Below are 23,423 nucleotides of genomic sequence, written 5' to 3' on the forward strand. Positions count from 1 at the left end.
AATAATATGAATTAATAACGAGATACTGAACAGCGGACATATCATAAAGTTCAATGTTCAATGTTCCGAGTTCAAAGTTCCATGTTCAAATCTCAAAGTTCAAAGTAAGACTATGATAGTTGATACATTAGACAATTTGGAGAGATATATTTCTCTCAATCCACTCTTCCCGGAAGTGGTGAAGTTTATTAAGGAGAACGATCTCACTCAGCTTGAGGCAGGTAAGCATCCTATTCAGGGCGCCGACCTTTTTCTGAATATTGCTGAGGCTCAGGGTAAGGACGAGGAGGATGCTGTTATCGAGACTCATCGCAAGATGATCGATATCCAGATTCCACTTGATAATGAGGAAACCTACGGATATACTCCTTTGAAGGACCTTCCAGAGGTAGAGTACAACGAGGCAAAGGATATCACCAAGTATCCTGGCGTGAAGGCGCAGACGCTCGTTACCTGCAAGCCGGGTCAGTTTGCCATCTTCTGGCCAGAGGACGGTCATCAGCCATGTATCGGCAAGGGCGCCATCCACAAGGCTATCTTCAAGATCAAGGCTTAATCTGGGCAAGTTCACAATCGAATACACATAAATATAAATATTTAAATCTATAATCCATGGCAACAGAAAAGAAGACTACAGCTAAGAAGACAACAGCCAAGAAGGCAGCCTGCAAGAAGACTGCCTGCAAGAAAACAACCAAGGCTGCTGCTGTTAAACATATAGGACTTGTAAAGAACGATCCTTACCTGGCAGACTACGAGGATGCTATCCGCGGCCGCCACGACCACGTGCTCTGGAAGATGGGCCAGCTTACCAACAACGGCAAGACCACCCTGAGCGATTTTGCCAATGGCTTCGAATACTTCGGCCTTCACAAGACAGAGAAGGGATGGGTGTTCCGTGAGTGGGCGCCTAACGCTACAGATATCTATCTCATCGGTGACTTCAACGACTGGAAGGAGACAGAGAAGTATCGTGCCAAGAGACTGAAGAACTCTGGTAACTGGGAGCTGAAGCTTCCTGAGAAGGCATTGAAGCACGGTGACCTCTACAAGATGAAGGTGCACTGGGAAGGTGGCGAAGGCGAGCGAATCCCTGCATGGGCTCAGCGCGTAGTACAGGATGAGCAGACCAAGATTTTCTCTGCGCAGGTTTGGAATCCAGAGCCTTACAAGTGGAAGAAGAAGACTTTCAAGGCAAAGACCACTCCGCTCTTGATTTATGAGTGCCATATCGGTATGAGCCAGGATGCAGAGAAGGTTGGAACCTATACTGAGTTCAAGGAGAATGTATTGCCTCGCATCATCGAGGACGGTTACAACTGCATCCAGATCATGGCTATCCAGGAACATCCATATTATGGTTCTTTCGGTTATCATGTGAGCAGCTTCTTTGCAGCCAGCAGCCGTTTCGGTACTCCTGAAGAGTTGAAGGATCTCATTGATACTGCCCATCAGAACGGTATTGCCGTCATCATGGACATCGTCCACTCTCATGCAGTGAAGAACGAGGTGGAAGGCCTTGGTAATCTTGCCGGCGATCCTAACCAGTATTTCTATCCTGGCGACCGTCATGAGCATCCTGCCTGGGACAGCCTCTGCTTCGACTACGGCAAGAACGAGGTAATCCACTTCCTGCTGAGCAACTGCAAGTACTGGCTTACAGAGTTCCATTTCGACGGCTTCCGCTTCGATGGTGTAACTTCTATGCTGTATTACAGCCATGGATTGGGTGAGGCATTCTGCAACTACGGCGATTACTTCAACGGTCATGAGGACGATAACGCCATCTGTTATCTTACCCTTGCCAACAGTCTGATTCATGAGGTGAACAAGAATGCGATTACCATTGCCGAGGAGGTGAGCGGAATGCCAGGACTGGCAGCCAAGTTTGAAGACGGCGGCTATGGCTTCGACTACCGCATGGCGATGAACATTCCTGACTACTGGATCAAGACCATCAAGGAATTGAAGGATGAAGACTGGAAGCCATCCAGCATCTTCTGGGAAATCAAGAACCGCCGTGCCGACGAGAAGACCATCTCTTACTGCGAGAGTCATGACCAGGCACTGGTAGGCGACAAGACCATCATCTTCCGTCTCATTGATGCTGATATGTACTGGCATTTCAAGAAGGGAGATGAGAACGATGTTGCCCACCGCGGTATTGCCCTTCACAAGATGATCCGTCTGGCTACAGCATCCACCATCAATGGCGGTTACCTGAACTTCATGGGTAATGAGTTCGGTCATCCGGAATGGATTGACTTCCCTCGCGAGGGTAATGGCTGGAGCTATAAGTATGCCCGTCGCCAGTGGAACCTGGTAGACAATAAGGAATTGTGCTACCACTACTTAGGCGATTTCGATAAAGCAATGCTCAAAACGATTACGAGCGAAAAGAATTTTAACAAGACACCAGTTGTAGAGATCTGGCACAATGATGGAGATCAGGTTCTAGCCTACATGCGAGGCGATTTGCTCTTCGTGTTCAACTTCTCGCCAACCCGTTCGTTTACCGATTACGGTTTCCTTGTTCCTACAGGCGCCTACAGCGTAGTGCTTGATACGGACAACAAGGCATTCGGCGGCAACGGCTTGAATGATGATGAGCTGACCCATCTCACGACTTACGATCCACTTTACGTGAACGACCGCAAGGAGTGGCTGAAGCTCTATCTGCCAGCCCGTACAGCATTGGTGCTGAAGAAAAATTAATGTAGATAAATTTTATGGGAAATAAAAAGAATAGCACAGCGAAGATGCACTTCGCTTGTGCTATTGTCTTTATCATTTTTGTTTATTGCTACCTGGCTTTTTACCAGGCAGATGTATTAGCCGTTGCCCAGCATGTGCTGAGTGATGGTAAAACCGACTATAGCTATACAGTCGCCCCGCTGCTGATTACGTTGGTACTTTATGTCCTGCATTTGGGCGTCTATGCGTTAACTCAGGTAAAGCGCCGCTTTCATGCTCTTACGTATTTTCCTTCCTTCCTGATTCTCACCATCATCACCGACATTCCTACGGATGTGGATATTCATCATTCCCTCGGTGCCTGGTGGATAGTGGCTCCCTTGTGCCTTCTGGCTTTCGGCGGAGCGGTATGGGTCATCAGGCAACTGGAACCATTGGAACAGGAACCTCATAGCAGCGGCTGGCTTTCCAAGTATATGTGGCTCAACCTCTTCCAGATGGTGGTGATGATTGTCGTGATGAGCTTTGTGGCAAGCAACGACCGTCTGTTCCATGAACGTATGAAGATGGAGCGGTTGATGAAGCAGAAGAATTATGCTGAAGCGCTGAAGGTGGGCAGAAAGTCCTTGCAGACCGATTCCTCGCTGACCATGCTGCGCATAGCCTGTCTGCATCATACGGGTGAACTTGCCGACAAGCTGTTTTCCTATCCGCTGGTTGGTGGCAGCAAGGCAATGTTGCCCGACAGCGTTACCGTGAAGTCATTGATGTGGAGATCTCACCGCTGGATGCAGGAGCCTACCGATTCGATGAAGATGCAGCATCTGGTATATCGCAAGCCGGAAGATTACAAGCTCTGTGCGCTGCTGCTCGACAAGAAGCTGGATCAGTTTGTCGTGGCTCTGTGCAAGCATTATGATGTGAAGACCGCCAAGCTCCCTACCCATTACAAGGAGGCTCTGACGCTCTACATCCATCGTCGCAGCAAGCCTGTCATCGAGTATCACGACAATGTGGTTGATACTGATTTCCAGGACTATCAGCAGATGGAACACAAGTATACGAACAGGCAGGAAATGCAGACTGCCATCCGTGACACCTACGGCAACACGTACTGGTATTATTTCGACTACTGCAGTAAGTAAGGAGAATATCTCTGAGAGATAAAATAATATCTCTGTAAGATAAAAAAATGTCTCTGAGAGATAAAATCATATTGCAGTAAGAGATTGGGATTTTATTATATAAAGAGATTAGAAAATGACAAGATTGAAATACATATGGATGTTTACAATAGTCTTTTTCTTCGGGCTTCCATCGGTGATGCAGGCTCAGAAGAAGGAGATTACGGCTGCCCGTGATCAGGTCAAGGCGGGCAAGGACCTGAACAAGGCACAGGCTAGCATGGAAAAACTCTTGAAGGATTCGGCTAACCTGGGCAACAAGAAGATTTGGGTTACGCTCTTTGATGCTGTCAGAAAGCAGTATGAACAGGGCAATGAAAAGCTCTATCTCAAGCAGAAGTATGATACTGCCCAGCTTTTCAATCTTGGCAGGCAGATGTTTCTCATTGCCCAGGGGCTGGACTCGGTAGAGATGGTTCCTAACCGGAAGGGCAAGGTGGATATTGAGTATCGCAAGGCGCATGCTGAATATCTCAAGCGCATCCGTCCCAATATCTACAACGGTGGAGTCTGGTTTCTGCAGAAGAAGAAATATCCGGAGGCTTATCAGTTCTTCGACCTCTACATCGACTGTGCCAACAAGCCGCTCTTCAAGGTCAATGATTTCCAGAGCAAGAATCCGCCGCTCCATACTGCTGCCTACTGGGCTGTGTATTCCGGCTATAAGATGAAGAACAGCAAGGCTACCCTGCATCATTCCTACGAAGCGTTGAAGGATACGGTTCACTACAACTATATGTTGCAGTATCTGGCTGAGACCTACAAGCTGGATAAGGATACTGCCCGCTATGTGGCTACGCTGAAGGAAGGCTTCTCACGCGCTCCGAAGTTCCCGTTCTTCTTCCCGCGTCTGGTGGAATACTATTCGGACAGGAACCAGCTCGATTCTGCAATGGATGTGGTCAATCAGGCGCTGGCTGTAGATTCGGTGAATGATATTTATCTCTTCACCAAGAGCACCCTGCTGCTCAATCTCTGCCAATACAAGGATTGCATCAAGGTGTGCGACCGGATCATTGCGCAGAACGATACTATGCCGGGAACCTATCTGAATGCTGGATTGGCTTACTTCAACATGGCTGTGGAGCAGGACAAGAACCTGAAACAGTCCAACAAGCAGCGTTCGCAGATTCAGAGCGATTACAAGAAGGCTCTGCCGTATCTGGAGAAATACAGAAAGATGATGCCCGACAAGAAGGACCAGTGGGCCTTGCCGCTTTATACCATCTATCTGAACCTGAACATGGGTAAGGAATTTGATGAGATTGACAAGCTGCTGAACCAGGGCAGAAAATAAGGATTAGAAAATTGATAATAAAGAAAATAAATATGATAGATAGAATATTGAATAAACTGGGAATCTCGCTGAACGAGATGCAGCAGGAGGCTTTTCAGTCTATTGCACATGGCAATAAGGATGTAATTGTTCTTTCGCCTACGGGCAGTGGAAAGACGCTGGCTTATCTCTTGCCGCTTTCCCAGCTGGTGGATGCGGGCGATGATGAGCCGCAGGCAATCGTGGTTACTCCCGGCCGTGAGCTGGCTTTGCAGTCGTCTACCGTATTGAAGGATATGGGTTCGGGGCTCCGTGCCATGGCTTGCTACGGCGGTCGTGCTGCGATGGATGAGCATCGGGTGCTGAAGCAGGTTCGTCCGCAGATTATCTTCGGAACTCCAGGTAGATTGAACGACCATCTCAGCAAGGGCAACTTCTCGCCTTATCATATCAAGTATCTGGTCATCGACGAGTTTGACAAGTGCCTGGAGATGGGTTTCCAGGACGAGATGAGCCGCCTCATCCAGTCTTTGCCAGGCTTGCGCCGCCACTTCCTGCTTTCTGCTACCGAGGCAGAGGAGATTCCTCGCTTCGTCCACATGGGCAGGGTAGAGAAGATAGATTATCGCATGGACGAGGAGCAGGTGCCTGAGCGAGTCCATATATATAAGGTGGAAAGTCCGGTGAAGGATAAGCTGGAGAGTCTGGGTCGATTGCTTCGCAGTCTGGGCGAAACCAGCACCATCGTTTTCCTGAACTACCGTGACAGCGTGGAGCGCACCAACAACTATCTGGTTGAGCAGGGTTTCTCCACTTCATTCTTCCATGGCGGATTGGAGCAGAAGGAGCGTGAAGCTTCCCTTTACCGATTCAGCAATGGCAGCGCCAATATTCTGGTGAGCACCGACCTGGCTTCCCGTGGTCTTGATATTCCTGATATTGACAACATCATCCATTACCACATTCCTGAGAGCGAGGACGGCTATATTCACCGTGTGGGTCGTACTGCCCGTTGGGAAGCGCAGGGTAGAGCCTTCTTCCTGCTGGGTCCTGAGGAGCATATTCCGGAATATGTGGATGCAGAGGTTGAGGAATACGAGATTCCTGCCGTTGAGGAGTTGCCGGCACCAGCCAAGCCGAAGATGGCTACCTTATATATAGGTAAGGGAAAGAAGGACAAGATCAGCAAGGGCGATATTCTCGGCTTCCTCTGCAAGAAGGGTGGCTTGAATTCTTCTGAAATCGGAAAGATTGATGTCAACGACCGGTACGCCTATGCAGCCATCGCCCGTCCTAAGCTGAAGAGCGTGCTCAACAATGTGAAGGGCGAAAAGATTAAAGGTGTCAAGACGATAGTCGAAGAAGTGAGATGAAATTTCAGGCTTTGGATAAAAAAACTGCAATGTGAGATAAATTTATAACTAGTAAAAGCCTCATCTTGGAATCTGTTTCCAGATGAGGCTTTTTAGGTTATAAATTGTAATTTAGGGCATAAATATGCAGATAATATGTTAAAACTGATGACAAAAAGAAAGATTTATGCCCAAAATGCTAAAAATGTGCAGAAAAATTTGGTAGTTTCAAATAAAAAATGTAATTTCGCAGTCGTAAGTCCTTTCATAAGGTTTACAGCTAAGCCTATATGGGTGGATTGCGCATGTATGTCTCCTGCTAACAGGAGTAAAATACGATTAATTACTTAAATAATTATAATAAGATGAAGAAGTACAATTTTAACGCAGGTCCATCAATGCTTCCACGCGAAGTGATTGAGAACACAGCAAAGCAGATTTTGGATTTTAATGGTTCAGGTCTTTCATTGATGGAAATCAGCCACCGTGCTAAGGATTTCCAGCCAGTTGTTGACGAGGCTGTCTCCCTTTTCAAGGAGCTTCTTGACATTCCTGAGGGTTACTCCGTAATCTTCCTTGGTGGTGGTGCGTCGCTGCAGTTCATGCAGATTCCTGCCAACTTCCTCATCAAGAAGGCTGCCTACATTAATTCTGGTACTTGGGCCAAGAAGGCAATGAAAGAGGCGAAGCATTTTGGTGAGGTCGTGGAGATCGCATCATCGTCCGACGCCAACTACACTTTCTATCCTCAGGTTCCTAACAATGTGCCAGCCGATTGTGATTACTTGCATTTGACAAGCAACAATACTATATATGGTACCGAACTCCGTGTAGATCCAGACGTGAACGTTCCATTGATTTCTGATATGTCATCAGATATCATGAGCCGTCCTGTAGATGTTTCCAAGTACACCGCTATCTATGCCGGTGCTCAGAAGAACCTCTCTATGGCAGGTGTTACCGTCATCGTCGTGAAGGATGAGATGCTCGGCAAGGCTCCTCGCGAGATTCCTACCATGCTCGATTATCGCACTCACGTAGAGAAGGGCAGTATGTTCAATACTCCTCCTGTAGTTCCTATCTATACCTTGATGGAGAATCTCCGCTGGTTGAAGGCCAACGGTGGTGTTGAGGCTGCTGACAAGCGTGCTCACGAGCGTGCTGAGGTTCTCTATACAGAGATTGACCGCAACAAGCTCTTCAAGGGTACTGTAGAAGAGGCTTCACGCTCTTTGATGAACATCTGCTTCGTAATGAACGATGAGTACAAGGAGTTGGAGAAACCATTCCTCGATTTCGCTACAGAGCGTGGTATGGTTGGTATCAAGGGTCACCGTTCTGTAGGTGGTTTCCGTGCCAGCTGCTACAATGCACAGACCATGGAGGGTGTTCAGGCACTCGTCAAGGCAATGCAGGAATTTGAAGCTCAACACTAATTGATAATTTATAATTAACAATTAATAATTTATAATTATCCTTGGTGATAATTGATTCTTAAAGGATTCAAGTATGAAAGTATTAGTTGCAACAGAAAAGCCATTCGCAGCTGCTGCTGTCGAGGGCATTAAGAAAGAAATAGAGGGAGCAGGCAATGAACTCGTACTGCTCGAAAAATATACTGAGAAGGCTCAGCTTCTCGAGGCAGTGAAGGATGTGGACGCGATGATTATCCGTTCTGACAAGGCTGATGCCGAGGTGCTTGACGCTGCCAAGAACCTGAAGATCATCGTTCGTGCTGGTGCCGGTTATGATAATATCGACCTGGCTGCTGCTACTGCTCACAACGTGGTGGCTGAGAATACTCCGGGTCAGAACTCCAACGCCGTTGCCGAGTTGGTTTTCGGTCTGCTGGTTTTCACCGTTCGTAATTTCTACAACGGCAAGGCTGGTTCTGAGTTGAAGGGTAAGAAGTTGGGTATCCTGGCTTTCGGTAACGTGGGTCGCAACGTGGCTCGCATCGCCAAGGGCTTCGGTATGGAGGTAGCTGCCTATGATGCATTCTGCCCAGCAGATGTCATTGAGGCTGCCGGTGTTCACGCCGTGAAGTCTCAGGATGAACTGTTCCAGACTTGCGACATTGTTTCTCTTCATATCCCTGCTACTCCAGAGACCATCAAGAGCATCGACTACAAGACCGTGAACCAGTTGCCAAAGGGTGGTATCCTTATCAACACTGCCCGCAAGGAGGTAATCAATGAGCCAGAGCTCCTGAAGCTTCTCGCTGAGCGTGAGGACTTGAAGTTCATTACCGACATCAAGCCAGATGCTGATGCCGACTTCGCCAAGTTCGAGGGTCGCTACTTCTCAACACCTAAGAAGATGGGTGCTCAGACAGCCGAGGCTAACATCAATGCCGGTATTGCTGCCGCCAAGCAGATCAATGCGTTCTTCAAGGACGGCTGCACAAAATATCAAGTAAACAAATAAAATTTAGGATATAAGAGAGCTCATAGAGGGTGCTTTAGCTAGTGCCCTTTATGGGCTTTTTATCTTTTTAAAAGAAGGAAATCCTTGTCATCTTTTTGTTTAATTACTTTAGAAACATTCAAATATTAATTATAAAATAAAACATTATGGCTATTATTAAACCATTTAAAGGCATTCGCCCTCCAAAAGATTTAGTAGAGCAAGTTGAGTCTCGTCCATACGATGTCCTCGATTCAGAGGAAGCTCGTGCCGAGGCTGGCGATAACGAGAAAAGCCTTTATCATATTATTAAACCTGAAATCAACTTCGAACCAGGTACATCTGAGTATGATCCTCGCGTCTATGAAAGTGCTGCAGAGAACTTCAAGAAGTTCCAGGAGAACGGCTGGTTGAAGCAGGATGATAAGGAACAGTATTATATCTATGCACAGACCATGAATGGCAAGACTCAGTATGGTCTTGTTGTGGGTGCATACGTTAATGATTATATGACGGGTGTCATCAAGAAGCATGAGCTCACCCGCCGTGATAAGGAAGAGGACCGCATGAAGCACGTTCGTGTCTGCAACGCCAATATCGAACCAGTCTTCTTCGCTTATCCTGATAATTCAGTGCTCAATGAGATTCTGATGCGCTATGCTGCAACAGAGCCTGAGTATGATTTCATCGCTCCGATTGATGGCTTCCGTCATCAGTTCTGGATTGTCAGCGATGATAAGGACATTGAGACCATCACCGCAGAATTTGCCAAGATGCCTAGTCTCTATATAGCTGACGGTCATCACCGTTCGGCAGCCGCTGCTTTGGTGGGTGCAGAGAAGGCTAAGCAGAATCCTAACCATACCGGTAAGGAGGAATACAACTATTTCATGGCTGTCTGCTTCCAGGCTAGCCAGTTGACCATCCTTGATTACAACCGAGTAGTGAAGGACTTGAATGGCTTGACATCAGAACAGTTCCTTGATGCCTTGACCAAGAACTTCGAGGTGATAGAGATTGATGCGATTAATGTGAATGTATCTGGCGAAGAGGAGGGTATCCCATGCTATGAGAAGTTTGCCATTGATGCTGCTATCGAGCAGTTTGGCTTGGATATCCTGAAGCCAGCCGCTCTCCATTCTTTCCTCGTTTATCTGGACGGCAAATGGTACGGTCTGTTTGCCAAGCCGGGAACATACGATGATGAGGACCCAATCGGCGTGCTCGATGTAGACATTTCTTCCCGTCTGATTCTCGACGAAATTCTGGGCATCAAGGACTTGCGTTCAGATAAGCGCATCGACTTCGTGGGTGGACTTCGTGGTCTCGGAGAGTTGAAGCGTCGTGTAGATAGTGGTGAGATGAAGATGGCATTAGCCTTGCATCCAGTCACCATGCAGCAGATTATGGACATTGCTGACAGTGGCAAGATTATGCCACCAAAGGCAACCTGGTTTGAGCCTAAGTTGCGTAGCGGATTGATTATTCACAAGTTGGATTAATGATTGACGAATTTAAGACTATATCAGATACAGTAGGCGAGGGATATTACACCGAGAAAAGGAGTAAGTTTCTCGCCTTTGCTCACCACGTTACGACCGTTGACGAGGTGAAGGAGATTGTTGCCGGGTACCGTAAGAAATATTACGATGCCCGACATTGTTGTTATGCCTATATGCTGGGTCCGGAGCGCACCGAATTCCGTGCCAATGATGATGGTGAACCATCTTCTACGGCTGGCAAGCCTATCCTTGGACAAATCACGAAGGCGGAATTGACGGATATTCTCATTGTCGTCATCCGATATTTCGGAGGTGTGAAGTTGGGTACCAGCGGATTGATTGTTGCTTATCGTGAAGCAGCAATAGATGCTCTGGCGCATTGCGAGGAAGTGACGCAGCAGGTGGAGGAAATCGTTACCTACGATTTCACTTATCCGATGATGAATGATGTGATGAGGATTGTCAAGGAGATGAATCCCCGTATTGTGGATCAGACTTTTGACAATACCTGTACCATCAAGTTGTCCATCAGAAAGAGCGAAGCCGAGCAGTTGCGTACTCGCCTGAAGAAGCTTTCCTTCGAATAAAGATAATAGCGTAGAAATCAAATCAGATTTCTACGCTATTTGCATATAATTATTAATTATTTTTTTCTTCCAATTCCTTCTGCAATCGGATGATTTCATCGCGATACTGCGCGGCTTGCATGAAGTCGAGGTCCTTGGCGGCTTGCTTCATCAGGGCGGTGGTATTGGCGATGCTCTTCTCCAATTCCTCCTTGCTCATGCTGCGGACGATAGGGTCGGCAACCATCGTGGTGCTGTCTGGTTCGATGTAAACTCGCTGTTTCGATCCTTCAGCTCCCTGAATAGTGCGGAATGATGCAGAATTGATACCAGAACCTGCTCCAGAAGCTTTTCCAGAACCGCTTCCATAACCACTTCCCAATCCATTTCCTGCCTCTTCCTTGCTGGTTGGCAGGGCGGATGTAATCGCCTTTTGAATCTGCTTCGGCGTAATGCCGTGATCGGCATTATACTGCAGCTGGATGCTTCTTCTGCGGGCGGTTTCGTCGATGGTCTTCTGCATGCTATCTGTAATATTATCTGCATACATGATTACCTTGCCGTTCACGTTTCTTGCCGCACGACCCGCAGTCTGCGTCAACGAACGGTGACTGCGCAGAAATCCCTCTTTATCAGCATCCAGGATGGCTACAAGCGAAACTTCAGGAAGGTCGAGACCCTCACGGAGCAGGTTCACACCCACCAGTACATCATAAACGCCAGCTCGCAAATCGTTCATAATCTTTACTCGGTCAAGTGTAGCCACATCACTATGGATATATGCTGCCTTCACGTCATGGTTCAGCAGGAATTCCGTCAGCTCCTCTGCCATGCGCTTGGTAAGCGTAGTGATGAGCACTCGCTCATTGCGGTGCGTGCGGGTCAGGATTTCATCCAGCAGGTCATCTATCTGGTTCTCGCTCGGGCGCACTTCAATCTCTGGATCCAGCAAGCCCGTAGGACGGATGAGCTGTTCTACCACCACGCCCTCAGCCTCTCTCAGCTCGTAATCGGCAGGGGTGGCACTGACGTAGATAGCCTGATGAATCAGACTGTGGAACTCCTCGAACGTCAGCGGACGGTTGTCGAAGGCGGCAGGCAATCGGAAACCATATTCCACGAGGTTCTTCTTTCTCGCCCTGTCGCCACCATACATGGCGCCAATCTGCGGAATGCTCACGTGGCTCTCGTCCACCACCAGCAGGAAGTCTTTCGGGAAGAAATCCAGCAGACAGTATGGCCGTTCGCCAGCCTTTCTGCCGTCGAAATATCTCGAATAGTTCTCGATGCCCGAACAGTGACCCAGCTCCTTGATCATCTCCATGTCGTATTCCACACGCTCCTTGATGCGCTGCGCCTTGATTCCGTCGCCTATACTCTTGAAGAACTCCTCCTGTTTCACCAGGTCGTCCTGAATCATGCGGATGGCGCATTCCTGCTGCTCCTTCGTGGTTACGAAGAGGTTGGCAGGATAAATCTCGTAGGTTTCGAACGAAGCCAGACGGTGATAGGTCATCGAATCCACCTCCTCGATGCTGTCTATCTCGTCGTCCCACCAGGTTACTCTCAGCACGTTGTCGCTGTAAGCCATGAAGATGTCAACGGTTTCTCCCTTCACCCGGAAGTTGCCGCGTTGCAGTTCGATGTCGTTTCTCACGTAGAGGGCGTCCACCAGCTTCCGCAGGAATTCGTTGCGGTCCAGCGTCTGTCCCTTCTTGATTTTGATGATGTTTTCCTGCATCGCCACCGGTCCGCCCATACCGTAGATGCATGATACGGATGAAACCACGATGACGTCTTTCCTGCCGGAGAGTAGGGCAGAGACGGCTCCCAGTCGCAGCTTGTCTATCTCATCGTTGATGGCGAGGTCTTTCTCGATGTATGTATCGGTGGTTGGCAGGTAGGCTTCCGGCTGATAGTAGTCGTAGTAGGATACGTAGTATTCTACGGCGTTCTCAGGGAAGAATCCCTTCATCTCCTGATAGAGCTGTGCGGCGAGCGTCTTGTTATGGCTCAGGATAAGCGTTGGTTTGCCGATGTTTGCGATGACATTGGCAACCGTAAAGGTCTTTCCCGAACCGGTAACGCCCAGCAGTACCTGCGCCGGCTCACCCTGCTCAATGCCTTCGGTAAGCTGTCGGATAGCCTGTGGCTGGTCGCCCGTCGGTTTGTATTCTGATGTAATTTTAAAGTCCATAATCACTGAATTTAGGTGCAAAAATACAAAAAAATCGCCATTAATCGTTATAAAGATTAATATTTTGCGAAAAAATGTATTTTTTCTTTTGATAATAAGTAAATTATGAGTAACTTTGCATCTCAAAATGAGAATTATGAAGAAATTGACTCTTATCGCAACATGCGTAGCACTGCTGATGACCAGCTGTGTGAACGAATATAACCAGATCACCAAATTGGGTGATTATACTTTGAAGTACGAGTATGCCAAGCAGTGTTATGCTCAGGGCAAGTATTCCCGTGCCGTACCTCTCCTGCAGGAAGTCGTTACCATGAAGAAGGGTTCTACCGAGGGCGAGGAATGCCTCTATATGCTTGCCATGTCGGAGTTCGGAATGAAGGATTACGAGACCGCATCCGAATACTTCAAGAAGTATTTCTCTTCCTATCCGAAGGGTCGCTACGCTGAGAATGCCAAGTATTACGTGGGCGAGAGTCTCTTCCAGAATGCTCCGGAGCCTCGATTGGACCAGAGCACCACGATGACTGCCATCGCTGCCTTCCAGGAGTATCTCGACATCTTCCCTGATGCTCATCTCAAGTCTCAGGCCACCAGCCGTCTCTATGCCCTGCAGGATCTGCTTGTGGAGAAGGAATACAAGAGCGCCCGTCTCTACTTCGATTTGGGAACCTACTTCGGCAACTGCACCAACGGCGGCAACAACTATGAGGCTTGCATCGTCACAGCGCAGAATGCCCTGAAGGACTATCCTTACAGTAACCGCCGTGAGGAGTTTGCTTCGCTCGTAATGAAAAGCAAGTACGAACTCGCCAAGATGAGTGTGGAGAGCAAGCAGCTGGAGCGTTATCAGGACGCTGAGGATGAGTGCTACGGCTTCATCAATGAATATCCTGATTCAAAGGAGCGCTCGCTTGCCGAGAAGTATATCGAGAAATGCAAGGAGTATGAGAAGGCTCATCCTGAGGATTCGCTCGAAAAGCTTGCCGAGAACTAGAGCGCATATATATAATAAGGTAATAATCGAAAAAAAGAATAATAATAGTACTATAATTATGGATTACAAGAAATCAAATGCACCAGTAAACACAGTTACTCGTAACATCATGGACCTCTGTGATGAAACTCAAAACATTTATGAAAGCGTAGCTATCATTGCTAAGCGTGCCAACCAGATTTCGGTTGAAATCAAGCAGGACCTGAGCAAGAAGCTCCAGGAGTTTGCTTCTTACAACGATTCTTTGGAGGAGGTATTCGAGAACCGTGAGCAGATTGAAATCTCTCGCTACTACGAGAAGTTGCCAAAGCCAACATTGATCGCTACTCAGGAGTTTATCGAGAACAGCATCTTCTGGCGCGACCCCTCTAAAGAGTATCGTCCTGCTGCTACTACAGTCAATGAGTTGTAATAAAGGGAAAGAAAAGATATGATACAGCGCAAACAGACTCTGTTTCTGCTTTTGGCAGTCATCGTATGTGCGCTCTGCCTGTTCCTGCCAGTAGGCAGCGTTGAGCCGAAGGGAATGGGTGCCGACAGTCTGATTTACAATCTGGGAGTGGTGATGGGTGATGGCGGTCTCGCTATCTCTACCACCTGCATCCCGTTGTTTGTCCTGCTCAGCGTAACAGCGATACTATCGTTGGTAACGATATTCCTTTATAAGAATCGCAAGGTCCAGATGTCAATCTGCAAGAATGCCATGCTGCTCAATGCGCTCTGGGTTCTCGACTATGCCCTGATTCTCTTCGGCATCATTCCGGTTCCTGAGGTAGAGGGCAAGGTGAACATCGAGTTTGCAGCCTGCCTGCCTATCGTCAGCATCATCCTTCTGGCAATGGCCTATAAGGGCGTCAATGACGACGAAAAGCTGGTAAAAGCGGCAGATCGCATCCGATAAGGGGCTGATTCTTAAAAGAAATGCTAAAAAAGCCTATAAAAATAGGATAAAATTTGTGGGTACCAAATAAAAGTTGTACCTTTGCACCCGCTGTCACGAGATGGCAGCATAAAATTCAAACCTCATATATATTAATTAAATTAAAATTTAAGATTTAAAAAATGGCAACAAAGATCAGATTGCAGCGCGGCGGTCGTAAGAACTATGCTTTCTACAGCATCGTAATCGCTGACGTTAGAGCACCACGTGATGGTAAATTTACTGAGAAGATTGGTACATTCAATCCTAACACCAATCCTGCTACTGTAGATTTGAATTTCGAGCGCGCTCTCTACTGGGTAGAGACAGGTGCACAGCCAACAGACACAGTTCGCAACATCCTCAAGGGCGAGGGCGTTTACTTGATGAAGCACCTCAAGGGTGGCGTTAAGAAGGGCGCATTCGACGATGCAGAGGCTCAGAAGCGTTTCGACGCTTGGAAGAACGGCAAGGACGCTAAGAATACTGCTGTTCGTGAGGGCGATGCTAAGGCTAAGAAGGAAGCTGCTGCTAAGGAGCTCGAGGCTGAGAAGAAGATGAACGAGGCAATCGCTAAGAAGGTAGCTGAGAAGAAGGCTGCTGAGGCTGCTGCTAAGGCAGAGGCTGAAGCTGCTAAGGCTGCTGAGGAGGCTTCTGAGGAGGCTCCAGCTGAGGCTTAATCTTCTGAATGAATCTTCTTTGAAGATTGAAAAGTATAAGGTCGATTACTCTTTTTTAAAGGGTGTCGGCCTTTTTTTGTTGTTTTTATTCCTGCAAATTCCTGCAATAAACCGCCGGGAATTCCGTTTAGATAATATGGAAAAGACAAAGGAAACTAATCATGAGATGGAGGCTGAAAAGAACAGCTACTCTCATATACTGAAATATACCGGATTGCTGGGAGGCGTACAGGGACTCAACATGCTCGTGGGTATTGTGAGGAATAAGTTTACCGCCATGTTCCTGGGACCATCCGGCATGGGATTGCTGTCTCTTTTCAATGCAACTTCCGGTTTTCTTACCTCCGCCACCAATCTCGGCATTCCTACCAGTGGCGTCAGGGTGGTTTCCGAGGCTGAAGCCCGGAATGGGGTAGAGCAGGCGATTTCTCAAGTCCGCACGCTCAGTCTGCTTTCTGCCCTTCTGGGTGCGCTGGTCTGCGCCCTTCTCGGTCCTCTCCTCAATCTCTTCACCTTTTCCTGGGGCAATCATACCTACCATTTCGTGCTGCTGGCTCCTACCATTTTCTTCACGATTCTTGCCGGTGGCGAAACGGCTATCCTCAAGGGTTTGGGCAAGCTGAAGTCGCTGGCTGCGCAGGCATTTGCCCTGTCTCTCCTTTCCCTGCTCGTTTCCGTACCCGTTTACGGCTTCTTTGGCGAGAGCGGCATTCTCGCAGTGCTCTTTCTGCTGGCACTGGCTCAGTGGCTCCTCGCCCTTTCGTTTTCGCGAAAGGAGCATCCCTTCCGCCTGTGCCTTTCCCGAATCCAGCTGCTCAAGGCTTTCCCGATGATCCGTCTCGGACTCTCCTTTGTGCTGGCTGGGATGATGAGCAGCGGGGCTGAGTTTCTGGTCAGAGCCTTTCTCAACCACCAGGGCAACCTGGCTGAGGTAGGACTTTTCAATTCAGGCATTACCCTGGTGCTGGTCTATGGCGGCATGGTTTTCTCGGTGATGGAGACCGATTATTATCCTCGTCTTTCTGCTGCAAGGGGAGAAGGAAGCGCAACATCAGAGGCTGAAAACCGCAATCTGATCGTCAACCGTCAGTTGGAGATGAATCTTCTGCTGATGGGGCCCATCATCAGCGCCATCATCCTGCTGCTGCCCATTGCCATTCCGCTGCTCTACAACTGGGAGTTTCTGGGTGTGGTGGGGATGACTCAGATTGCAGCTGTTGGCTTGCTGTTCAAGGCGTTCTACATGCCTCTGGAGTACATTCCGCTGTCCAGGGGCGAGGCTCGTGTGTTCCTGGTGCAGGAGAGCTGTTGCGTGGTGTTGCTCATCGTCTGCGAAATCATCGGCTATCTGCTTCACGGACTGGACGGTCTGGGAGCGGGCATTGTCGTAGCTTACGCCGTAGAGTCGATAGGTGTTTATGTCTTCTGCCGCATCCATTATGCCTATCGCCTGAGTTTTCCGTCGGTCCAGCATCTGTTGGTTCATGTATTGAATCTGCTCTTGTTGGGTTGTGTAGTATGGTTATCTGAGGTAGATTCATGGTGCTATTGGCTGTTGGGTCTTTTTCTCTGTGCGGCTTCCCTGCTGTACAGTTTCTCCCGTATCAGGCGTTCGCTGAAGGGAAAATGATGACTGGCGCCTGTCATCATTTATCCCCCGCCTGGGTCATCATAGATAACCGTTTGAAGGCACATAAGGCGTTTCCTTCGATTGCCGGTGCAAAGATACGAAGATTTTCGGTATCTACCAAAATTTGGCATGTGATAAGGAGCGATTTTCAGCAGCTTACGATTTGAAACTTAGTTAAAAAGACTAACTCGCTCTAAATTGGACTTTGATTGAAAATCAAGAAGTTGGGCGTTTGCCTATATTATATAGGTAACAATATGGAAACGAGCGGACTTCTGCTCGTTTCTGTATTTTGCAATATGCAAAGAACGCCTCAATTCGGGGACAAAGATACGATATTTTTCTAAATATCCCATGACTATCTAGGAGAAATTTATGGAATTTAGAACTTTTGCGTAAAATTCTCTACCCGATAAGCTGGTTTCTTAGAAAATATTTGGAGAAGGCGAATTAAAGCCACATTTTTGTAGCTATAAATTCCACCACTCCTCTCAACGATGTGTACTAAGATGAGGCTTTACTTTTTATTTGGATATATGAGCTACGACAAACAACTCATATATATTTAACAATTAGTCTTACCCTCAAATCCGCAACCTATAGGGTTTCGTGGGATTTTGCTTGTAAAACGACAAAAATTCTTTTATTGTACATATTCCTTGGGCATAACAGAAACGTCGTAAACACAAAATCCCCTTACTCCATAAAGCGACTTGAGGTAATACGCCGGTTTAACCAGAAAAGCATGGCCTTTAACCAAAGTCTGTCTTGAACAGGTTGGCATAAGCATTGTCGTCTGAGTAAATGTTCAATACATGCCTACGTGATGTCTTAATCCATTTCGCAGGAACAGAGATGAACTTGAAAACAAAGGTCTTGATTCTGCTGGTGGCACGCAATCCAAAATCGTACTCTTGACCGGATTTCAATTGACCAGTAGCAAGCAGGGCATTGACCAGTAAGCAGTTCATCTTGTCTGCAGTATTGAAATCATAGGATTTGCCAGAAGCAGACTTATAGGTGATGCTCTTAAAAGTCAGTTCTTCGATAGCACGTAATATGGTGTCTGCGCTGCAAGTGCGAAGAGTTGGATGAAGAGACAAATGTTTCATCAGGTGAGTTGTAACATCCTCAATACATGAGCCACCACAAAGATATACGCACATCAGAGAGCGTAGAATCTCGCTATATTGATAACCAAACATAGTGCATCTCAATCCCAAGGTGGAATCTATGGTTTGAGCTAAAAGAGCATCAAATTGCTCCATAATCGAAAAAATTCCCCCAAAAGGAGTGAGTTTCTCAGATTTAATTTGTATCTTTGCCATGTCATATTAGAGTTTTGCTTGTCTTCTTTTCGCAACACTAAGGTAAGTGAAAATTCTGACATGGCAAAATCCTGGGCAACTTTTTGTTGCTCAGGCACTTATAAATAATGTTAAACTATAGTGTTGCGGAATTAAGAAACATGAAAAAAAACAGAAAAAAGCAAATCGTAGTTTTGTGTATAGCTTTAGTTTGCATCTTCATCTTGGTGTTCTCATTGTCCCATAAATCAGCTACAAAAGGTAGCGCGAATCCTCCATTAACAGATGTTTTGACTGATAGCATTTCTCAGATTGTCTCGGCTTGTCCTGGTGAAATTGGTGTGGCGGTTATTATTAATAACACAGATACGGTTAGTGTTAATAATAAAAGCATTTATCCTATGATGAGTGTATTTAAGGTTCATCAGGCATTAGCTCTTTGCAATGATTTTGACAAAAAAGGCCTTTCCCTTGATACCTTGGTAAAGATAAATAGGGAAAAACTTGATCCAAAGACATGGAGCCCTATGATGAAAGATTATTCAGCACCAGTTATATCGTTGACAGTAAGAGATCTGTTGCGCTATACTCTTTCCCAGAGCGACAATAATGCAAGCAATATCATGTTTAAGAATATGCTCAATACTGCACAAACAGACAGTTTTATAGCGAAACTCATACCACGTTCGAGTTTTCAGATAGCTTATACAGAAGAGGAAATGTCCGCTGACCATGACAAAGCTTACTCTAATTACACATCTCCTCTTGGTGCTGCAATGTTGATGAATCGTTTGTTTACAGAAAGTCTTATCAGTAATGAGAAACAAGATTTCATTAAGAATGCATTGAAAGAATGTAAAACAGGTATAGATAGGATAGTAGCTCCACTTCTTGATAAAGAAGGGGTTGTAATAGCACATAAGACAGGTTCTGGTGATGTCAATGAAAATGGTATTCTTGCAGCTCAGAATGATGTAGCCTATATATGTCTGCCTAATAAGGTCTGCTATACCTTAGCTGTATTTGTTAAGGATTTCAAGGGAAATGAATCACAAGCGTCACAATTTGTTGCGCATATATCAGCGGTAGTATATTCTTTATTAATCAATACTGCGTTAAATTAATATTTAATCGTCTGTAAATCAATAACTTATATTAAGAAATGCTTATGAAAACTTAACTGTAAAAAGTTGGTCAAGTCGCTGATTTTCAGTAACTTTGTAGATCACGACAAATACAATATTACATGAATACAGGACTTGACCAATATATGGATATCTTTAAAGATGCAGTTGAAGATTCGGCTGCAAAGTTAACAAAAAGTTTCGAGAAAATACTCATCGAGGTGATAATTTTGTTCATGGTAATACCAAGAAAGATAAATTTCACCCAAATGGGGAGGTATGGCTCGCATGTTGAGCAAACCTATCGCAACGCATTCGGCTTGAAAAAGTCGAAAAGCATAGACTGGCTCAAACTTAATGTCTCACTTGCCAAGCGCTTCTTTGGTAAACAGGGAAGATGGGCTATTGCCATTGATCCCAGTTACATCAGCAAAGCTGGCAAGAAGACTCCACATATCGGTCGTTTTTGGTCGGGATGTGCACAGTCTGTTAAACATGGTCTCGAAATCATGGGTATTGGCCTCATTGATATTGATACCAAAGACTGCATGATGTTAAGAGCCCACCAGTCGCTAAGTAATAAAGAACTGAGTCTTAGAAACAAGACTATGGTAGATTTCTATATCGGCGTCATTAAGCGTTATCGCAAGGAACTTCTCAAACTCTCAACCCTCATAGTTGCAGATGCTTACTTCTCTACAAGTACATTTGTTAATGGGATAAAGAAAGAAGGGTTCTCTTTGATAAGCCGCTTTCGTGACAATGCTTGTCTCTTTTATGTCTATGCTGGTCCACGTACTGGAAAACGTGGTCGCCCCAAGACCAAGGATGGCAAAATTGATATGAAGAATCTTGACCTCACTCGAATGGAGAAGATGGAGATGAAAGATATAGAAGGAACAGCTTATACTTTGATTGCCTATTCCAAGGCACTCAAGTGTAAAGTTAGACTTGTCATCTGGCAGATGCCGAATGGCAAGAAGAAACTATTCTTCTCTACAGACACCTCACTTTCGGGTGAAGAGGTTCTTCTTTATTATAGAACCAGGTTTCAGATCGAATTTTGCTTTCGTGACGCCAAAGGCTATACTGGTCTTATGGACTGCCAGGCTCGCGATAAGTGGAAACTCGATTTTGCTTTCAATGCTTCGTTCACATCACTAAATGTTGCCAAGGTAACTATGAAGGAGATGGGAATGGAATATTCTATGTCTTCATTCAAGTCACTGATGACCAACATTTATCTGGTGAGACGAATTTTTAAAGCATGCGGGTACATCCCGAACCGAACTTTAATTAGCAAGATTTTCAAAGATCTCTCGTGCTTACAGCGTATAGCTGCTTAGCACATTATTGAATTATTAACGAACTATTGAAATAAGATTCCCAACACTTATATACCGATGTCGATAAGGTATTGGAATATCATATGGAGAATAGACCAACACTTGGTCCTAATGATATAATGAGCTTCGGGAAATATAAAGGAAAGTCCATCGAGGAGGTTTGCAAAACAGACCGACAATACCTTATATGGCTTTCACAAAACAACGATTCTTTCAATCTTGATTGGGAGAAATTCAAGTAATCAAATTAGAATGTAGCTATGAAGAGATTTATGTTAATATTTTGCTCCCTGCTTATAACATTAGGAGCGACTGCACAAAGTAAGTTAGGTTCGCAAACTACTAAGATTGCAAAAGATTCGACATTGATAAAGATACATGACCTATTGGAAGACGTGGATTTCCGCATACACGGTCTTGACAGATACAAACTCTATCCAACAGAGAACATCTACAACTTTCTGCAATTAGACACAAGTACGGGGAAAATAGATGTTGTGCAATGGTCGTTAGATGATGGCAAAGAAGGCTCTGTTACCCTTAACGATGAAGATTTGTCTCTTGAAACAGGGTGTGGAACATTTGAATTGTATCCAACAAAGAATATGTATCAATTTATCCTTTTAGACAAGGTTACAGGTAGAAAATGGCATGTCCAATGGGGATTTGAAGCAAGCAAAAGATGGATTAAACGAATATATTAGCTTTGGCAGAATATGGCAATAATTTGTTTGATAGTATTCTTTGCATTGGCTATCTTCATTAAATTGAAGATGCCAATGTGGAAAGGTAAATATTCCGAGAAGTTGGTGCATAAGAAAATGTTACAACTACCAGATGAGTACACAATTTTCAATGATTTTTTGTTTGAGAGTAATGGACACTCAACTCAAATTGACCATATCGTCGTGTCACCTTATGGGGTATTCGTTATAGAGACAAAGGGTTATAAAGGCTGGATATTAGGTGGCGAGAATTCTGAATATTGGACGCAGGTCATCTACAAAAGTAAACACCAATTTTACAATCCTATAAAGCAGAATGAGGGACATGTAAGATTTCTTCGCCATTTGCTTAAATGTTCTGTTGACATTCCATTAATTCCGATTGTTGTTTTCAATAATTCAGCAGAGTTGAAAGTTCATGTCAGTAACCATATAGTTGTAAACAGATGTAATTTAAATTGGGCAATATCTCAATATCATGACATTATTCTAAATGCTACACAAGTAGATTGGATTATCAATACTATTCAACGATATTACACAATAGCTGACAAGGAAGAAATAAGACAGCACAAGCATAATGTTCACGACAGGCAATATAGAGCAAAGAGTTTAATAAGGCAAGGCGTTTGCCCACAATGTGGTGGTCAGTTAGTTTTACGCAAAGGAAGATATGGCTCTTTTTATGGGTGTTCAAACTATCCTAAATGCAAGTTTACACTAAATAAATGAGAGGGGAATGTATTAAGTTTATTTCCCTCTCATTTAGTATAGTTAGTTTCCAGAAACTTTATTTTGAGCTTTTGATAGCCCGTTTTATGCGATTTGATTCTTGCAAAAGCTTATTGGCTATACTATCTTTATAAGTAGCCATTTCAACCATTTCATGATGATGGCGAATAGAATCCTCGTAGGCAGCAACACGATTTCTTACATCATCTATAACTTTCTCATCTCGGCAAACAGAAAAATGCTTTTCGATGTAACTAACATTCGGGTCATCGGATGGAAGCACCATCTTCAATGCCCTATACTTCAAGTCTGCCTCCTCCCAATCTTGGTGCTCTCGCCATTGGGTGAGATTGCCCCAAATGGAGAGGACAAGGGATAGAGCCAAGCCTCCAATGAAAAGAAGAACTTTCTTTGAGGTTGGCTCGAAGCGATGGGTTACAACCTTCTTTTGAGGTGATTTGTTCATCACTTCAAGTTTGTCCTGCAATGCCTTCGAGGAAACATCATTCCCTTGTCTCATCTGCTTGACTGCATCAACCAAGAACTTGCTTCGCTGCTCATTTTTGCCAAGTTCAACCTTAATAAGGTCAGCAAAAACGACAATGGCATCTCTTAATTTGGATATTTTACCTCTGACTTCCTCTTCTTTGATAAACATCGCATTGATTGACTTATCCAACTTGGTTATGTCATTACTTGCAGGAACGGTTTCCGCTCCTGCGTTCTTTGTGGAGGCAGAAAGTTCATCGACTTTCTGCTCCAATCTCTCAACTGTGCCATAGATGG

General features: G+C 45.6%; 21 protein-coding genes and 1 pseudogene. 19 read left to right on the forward strand and 3 right to left on the reverse strand.

The window, feature by feature from the left end; translation table 11 throughout:
* The first annotated feature begins 112 nt into the window (after positions 1-112).
* From F7D73_RS11245 to F7D73_RS11285, 9 genes are all read left to right on the forward strand, one after another.
* The gene (locus F7D73_RS11245; RefSeq protein ID WP_153124763.1) at positions 113-556 is read left to right on the forward strand and encodes a YhcH/YjgK/YiaL family protein; all 444 of its coding nucleotides are present in this window, start codon (positions 113-115) and stop codon (positions 554-556) included.
* A 56-nt stretch (positions 557-612) separates the two neighbouring features.
* Positions 613-2,715: an alpha amylase C-terminal domain-containing protein gene (locus F7D73_RS11250; RefSeq protein WP_153124764.1), complete on the forward strand. Its 2,103-nt coding sequence runs from the start codon at positions 613-615 to the stop codon at positions 2,713-2,715.
* Between the two features lie 14 nt (positions 2,716-2,729).
* Entirely contained in the window at positions 2,730-3,839 is a 1,110-nt protein-coding gene (locus F7D73_RS11255) for a DUF6057 family protein (RefSeq protein ID WP_153124766.1), read from the forward strand.
* Between the two features lie 115 nt (positions 3,840-3,954).
* Positions 3,955-5,175: a tetratricopeptide repeat protein gene (locus tag F7D73_RS11260; protein WP_437182320.1), complete on the forward strand. Its 1,221-nt coding sequence runs from the start codon at positions 3,955-3,957 to the stop codon at positions 5,173-5,175.
* Positions 5,176-5,207: 32 nt separating this feature from the next.
* A complete protein-coding gene (locus F7D73_RS11265) occupies positions 5,208-6,527 on the forward strand; it encodes a DEAD/DEAH box helicase (protein ID WP_153124768.1) in 1,320 nt (439 codons plus the stop codon).
* A 344-nt stretch (positions 6,528-6,871) separates the two neighbouring features.
* On the forward strand, positions 6,872-7,942 hold the full coding sequence (serC, locus tag F7D73_RS11270) for a 3-phosphoserine/phosphohydroxythreonine transaminase (protein WP_153124770.1): 1,071 nt from the start codon (positions 6,872-6,874) through the stop codon (positions 7,940-7,942).
* Between the two features lie 73 nt (positions 7,943-8,015).
* Complete coding sequence (locus tag F7D73_RS11275) at positions 8,016-8,933, forward strand: NAD(P)-dependent oxidoreductase (RefSeq protein ID WP_153124772.1); 918 nt, start codon at positions 8,016-8,018, stop codon at positions 8,931-8,933.
* 146 nt (positions 8,934-9,079) lie between these two features.
* On the forward strand, positions 9,080-10,414 hold the full coding sequence (locus F7D73_RS11280; RefSeq protein WP_153124774.1) for a DUF1015 domain-containing protein: 1,335 nt from the start codon (positions 9,080-9,082) through the stop codon (positions 10,412-10,414).
* A complete protein-coding gene (locus F7D73_RS11285; protein ID WP_119249538.1) occupies positions 10,414-11,001 on the forward strand; it encodes an IMPACT family protein in 588 nt (195 codons plus the stop codon). The genes F7D73_RS11280 and F7D73_RS11285 overlap by 1 nt, the downstream gene beginning before the upstream one ends.
* 52 nt (positions 11,002-11,053) lie before the next feature.
* Here the strand turns inward: F7D73_RS11285 and uvrB are convergent, their stop codons facing one another.
* On the reverse strand, positions 11,054-13,177 hold the full coding sequence (gene uvrB / locus F7D73_RS11290) for an excinuclease ABC subunit UvrB (protein ID WP_153124776.1): 2,124 nt from the start codon (positions 13,175-13,177) through the stop codon (positions 11,054-11,056).
* 136 nt (positions 13,178-13,313) lie between these two features.
* On the opposite strand from uvrB, the gene F7D73_RS11295 reads away from it, so the two are divergent.
* The 5 genes from F7D73_RS11295 (at position 13,314) to F7D73_RS11315 (ending at position 17,403) form a co-directional block, all read left to right on the forward strand.
* Positions 13,314-14,174 carry an outer membrane protein assembly factor BamD gene (locus F7D73_RS11295; protein ID WP_153124777.1) on the forward strand — a complete coding sequence of 287 codons (861 nt, stop codon included), beginning with the start codon at positions 13,314-13,316 and terminating at the stop codon, positions 14,172-14,174.
* A 58-nt stretch (positions 14,175-14,232) separates the two neighbouring features.
* A complete protein-coding gene (locus tag F7D73_RS11300) occupies positions 14,233-14,586 on the forward strand; it encodes a DNA-directed RNA polymerase subunit omega (protein ID WP_153124780.1) in 354 nt (117 codons plus the stop codon).
* An 18-nt stretch (positions 14,587-14,604) separates the two neighbouring features.
* Positions 14,605-15,075, forward strand: a complete 471-nt coding sequence (locus tag F7D73_RS11305) for a DUF4293 domain-containing protein (protein ID WP_153124781.1) — start codon at positions 14,605-14,607, stop codon at positions 15,073-15,075.
* 161 nt (positions 15,076-15,236) lie between these two features.
* Complete coding sequence (locus F7D73_RS11310) at positions 15,237-15,773, forward strand: 30S ribosomal protein S16 (protein WP_153124783.1); 537 nt, start codon at positions 15,237-15,239, stop codon at positions 15,771-15,773.
* A gap of 136 nt (positions 15,774-15,909) precedes the next feature.
* Positions 15,910-17,403, forward strand: coding sequence for an oligosaccharide flippase family protein (locus tag F7D73_RS11315; protein WP_153124785.1), 1,494 nt, complete (start codon positions 15,910-15,912; stop codon positions 17,401-17,403).
* 905 nt (positions 17,404-18,308) lie between these two features.
* On the opposite strand, the pseudogene F7D73_RS11320 reads toward F7D73_RS11315, so the two are convergent.
* A pseudogene (locus tag F7D73_RS11320) lies at positions 18,309-18,731 on the reverse strand (IS1380-like element IS942 family transposase); the annotation flags it as partial.
* Positions 18,732-18,871: 140 nt separating this feature from the next.
* Between F7D73_RS11320 and F7D73_RS11325 the strand changes: the two are divergent.
* The 5 genes from F7D73_RS11325 to F7D73_RS11340 all read left to right on the forward strand — a co-directional run bounded on the left by F7D73_RS11325 (position 18,872) and on the right by F7D73_RS11340 (position 22,637).
* Positions 18,872-19,834 carry a CfxA family broad-spectrum class A beta-lactamase gene (locus F7D73_RS11325; protein WP_117694737.1) on the forward strand — a complete coding sequence of 321 codons (963 nt, stop codon included), beginning with the start codon at positions 18,872-18,874 and terminating at the stop codon, positions 19,832-19,834.
* Between the two features lie 122 nt (positions 19,835-19,956).
* Positions 19,957-21,180 (forward strand): transposase, encoded by a 1,224-nt coding sequence (locus F7D73_RS11330; RefSeq protein WP_153124789.1) that lies wholly within the window; start codon positions 19,957-19,959, stop codon positions 21,178-21,180.
* 119 nt (positions 21,181-21,299) lie between these two features.
* Complete coding sequence (locus F7D73_RS16390; protein ID WP_367379489.1) at positions 21,300-21,422, forward strand: hypothetical protein; 123 nt, start codon at positions 21,300-21,302, stop codon at positions 21,420-21,422.
* Between the two features lie 18 nt (positions 21,423-21,440).
* Complete coding sequence (locus F7D73_RS11335; RefSeq protein WP_153085324.1) at positions 21,441-21,884, forward strand: hypothetical protein; 444 nt, start codon at positions 21,441-21,443, stop codon at positions 21,882-21,884.
* A 12-nt stretch (positions 21,885-21,896) separates the two neighbouring features.
* Positions 21,897-22,637, forward strand: coding sequence for an NERD domain-containing protein (locus F7D73_RS11340; protein WP_153098206.1), 741 nt, complete (start codon positions 21,897-21,899; stop codon positions 22,635-22,637).
* Between the two features lie 58 nt (positions 22,638-22,695).
* On the opposite strand, the gene F7D73_RS11345 is transcribed toward F7D73_RS11340, so the two are convergent.
* Entirely contained in the window at positions 22,696-23,421 is a 726-nt protein-coding gene (locus tag F7D73_RS11345; RefSeq protein WP_367383715.1) for a hypothetical protein, read from the reverse strand.
* Positions 23,422-23,423 lie beyond the last annotated feature (2 nt).

The sequence above is a fragment of the Segatella copri genome (assembly GCF_009494395.1).
Classification (GTDB): domain Bacteria; phylum Bacteroidota; class Bacteroidia; order Bacteroidales; family Bacteroidaceae; genus Prevotella.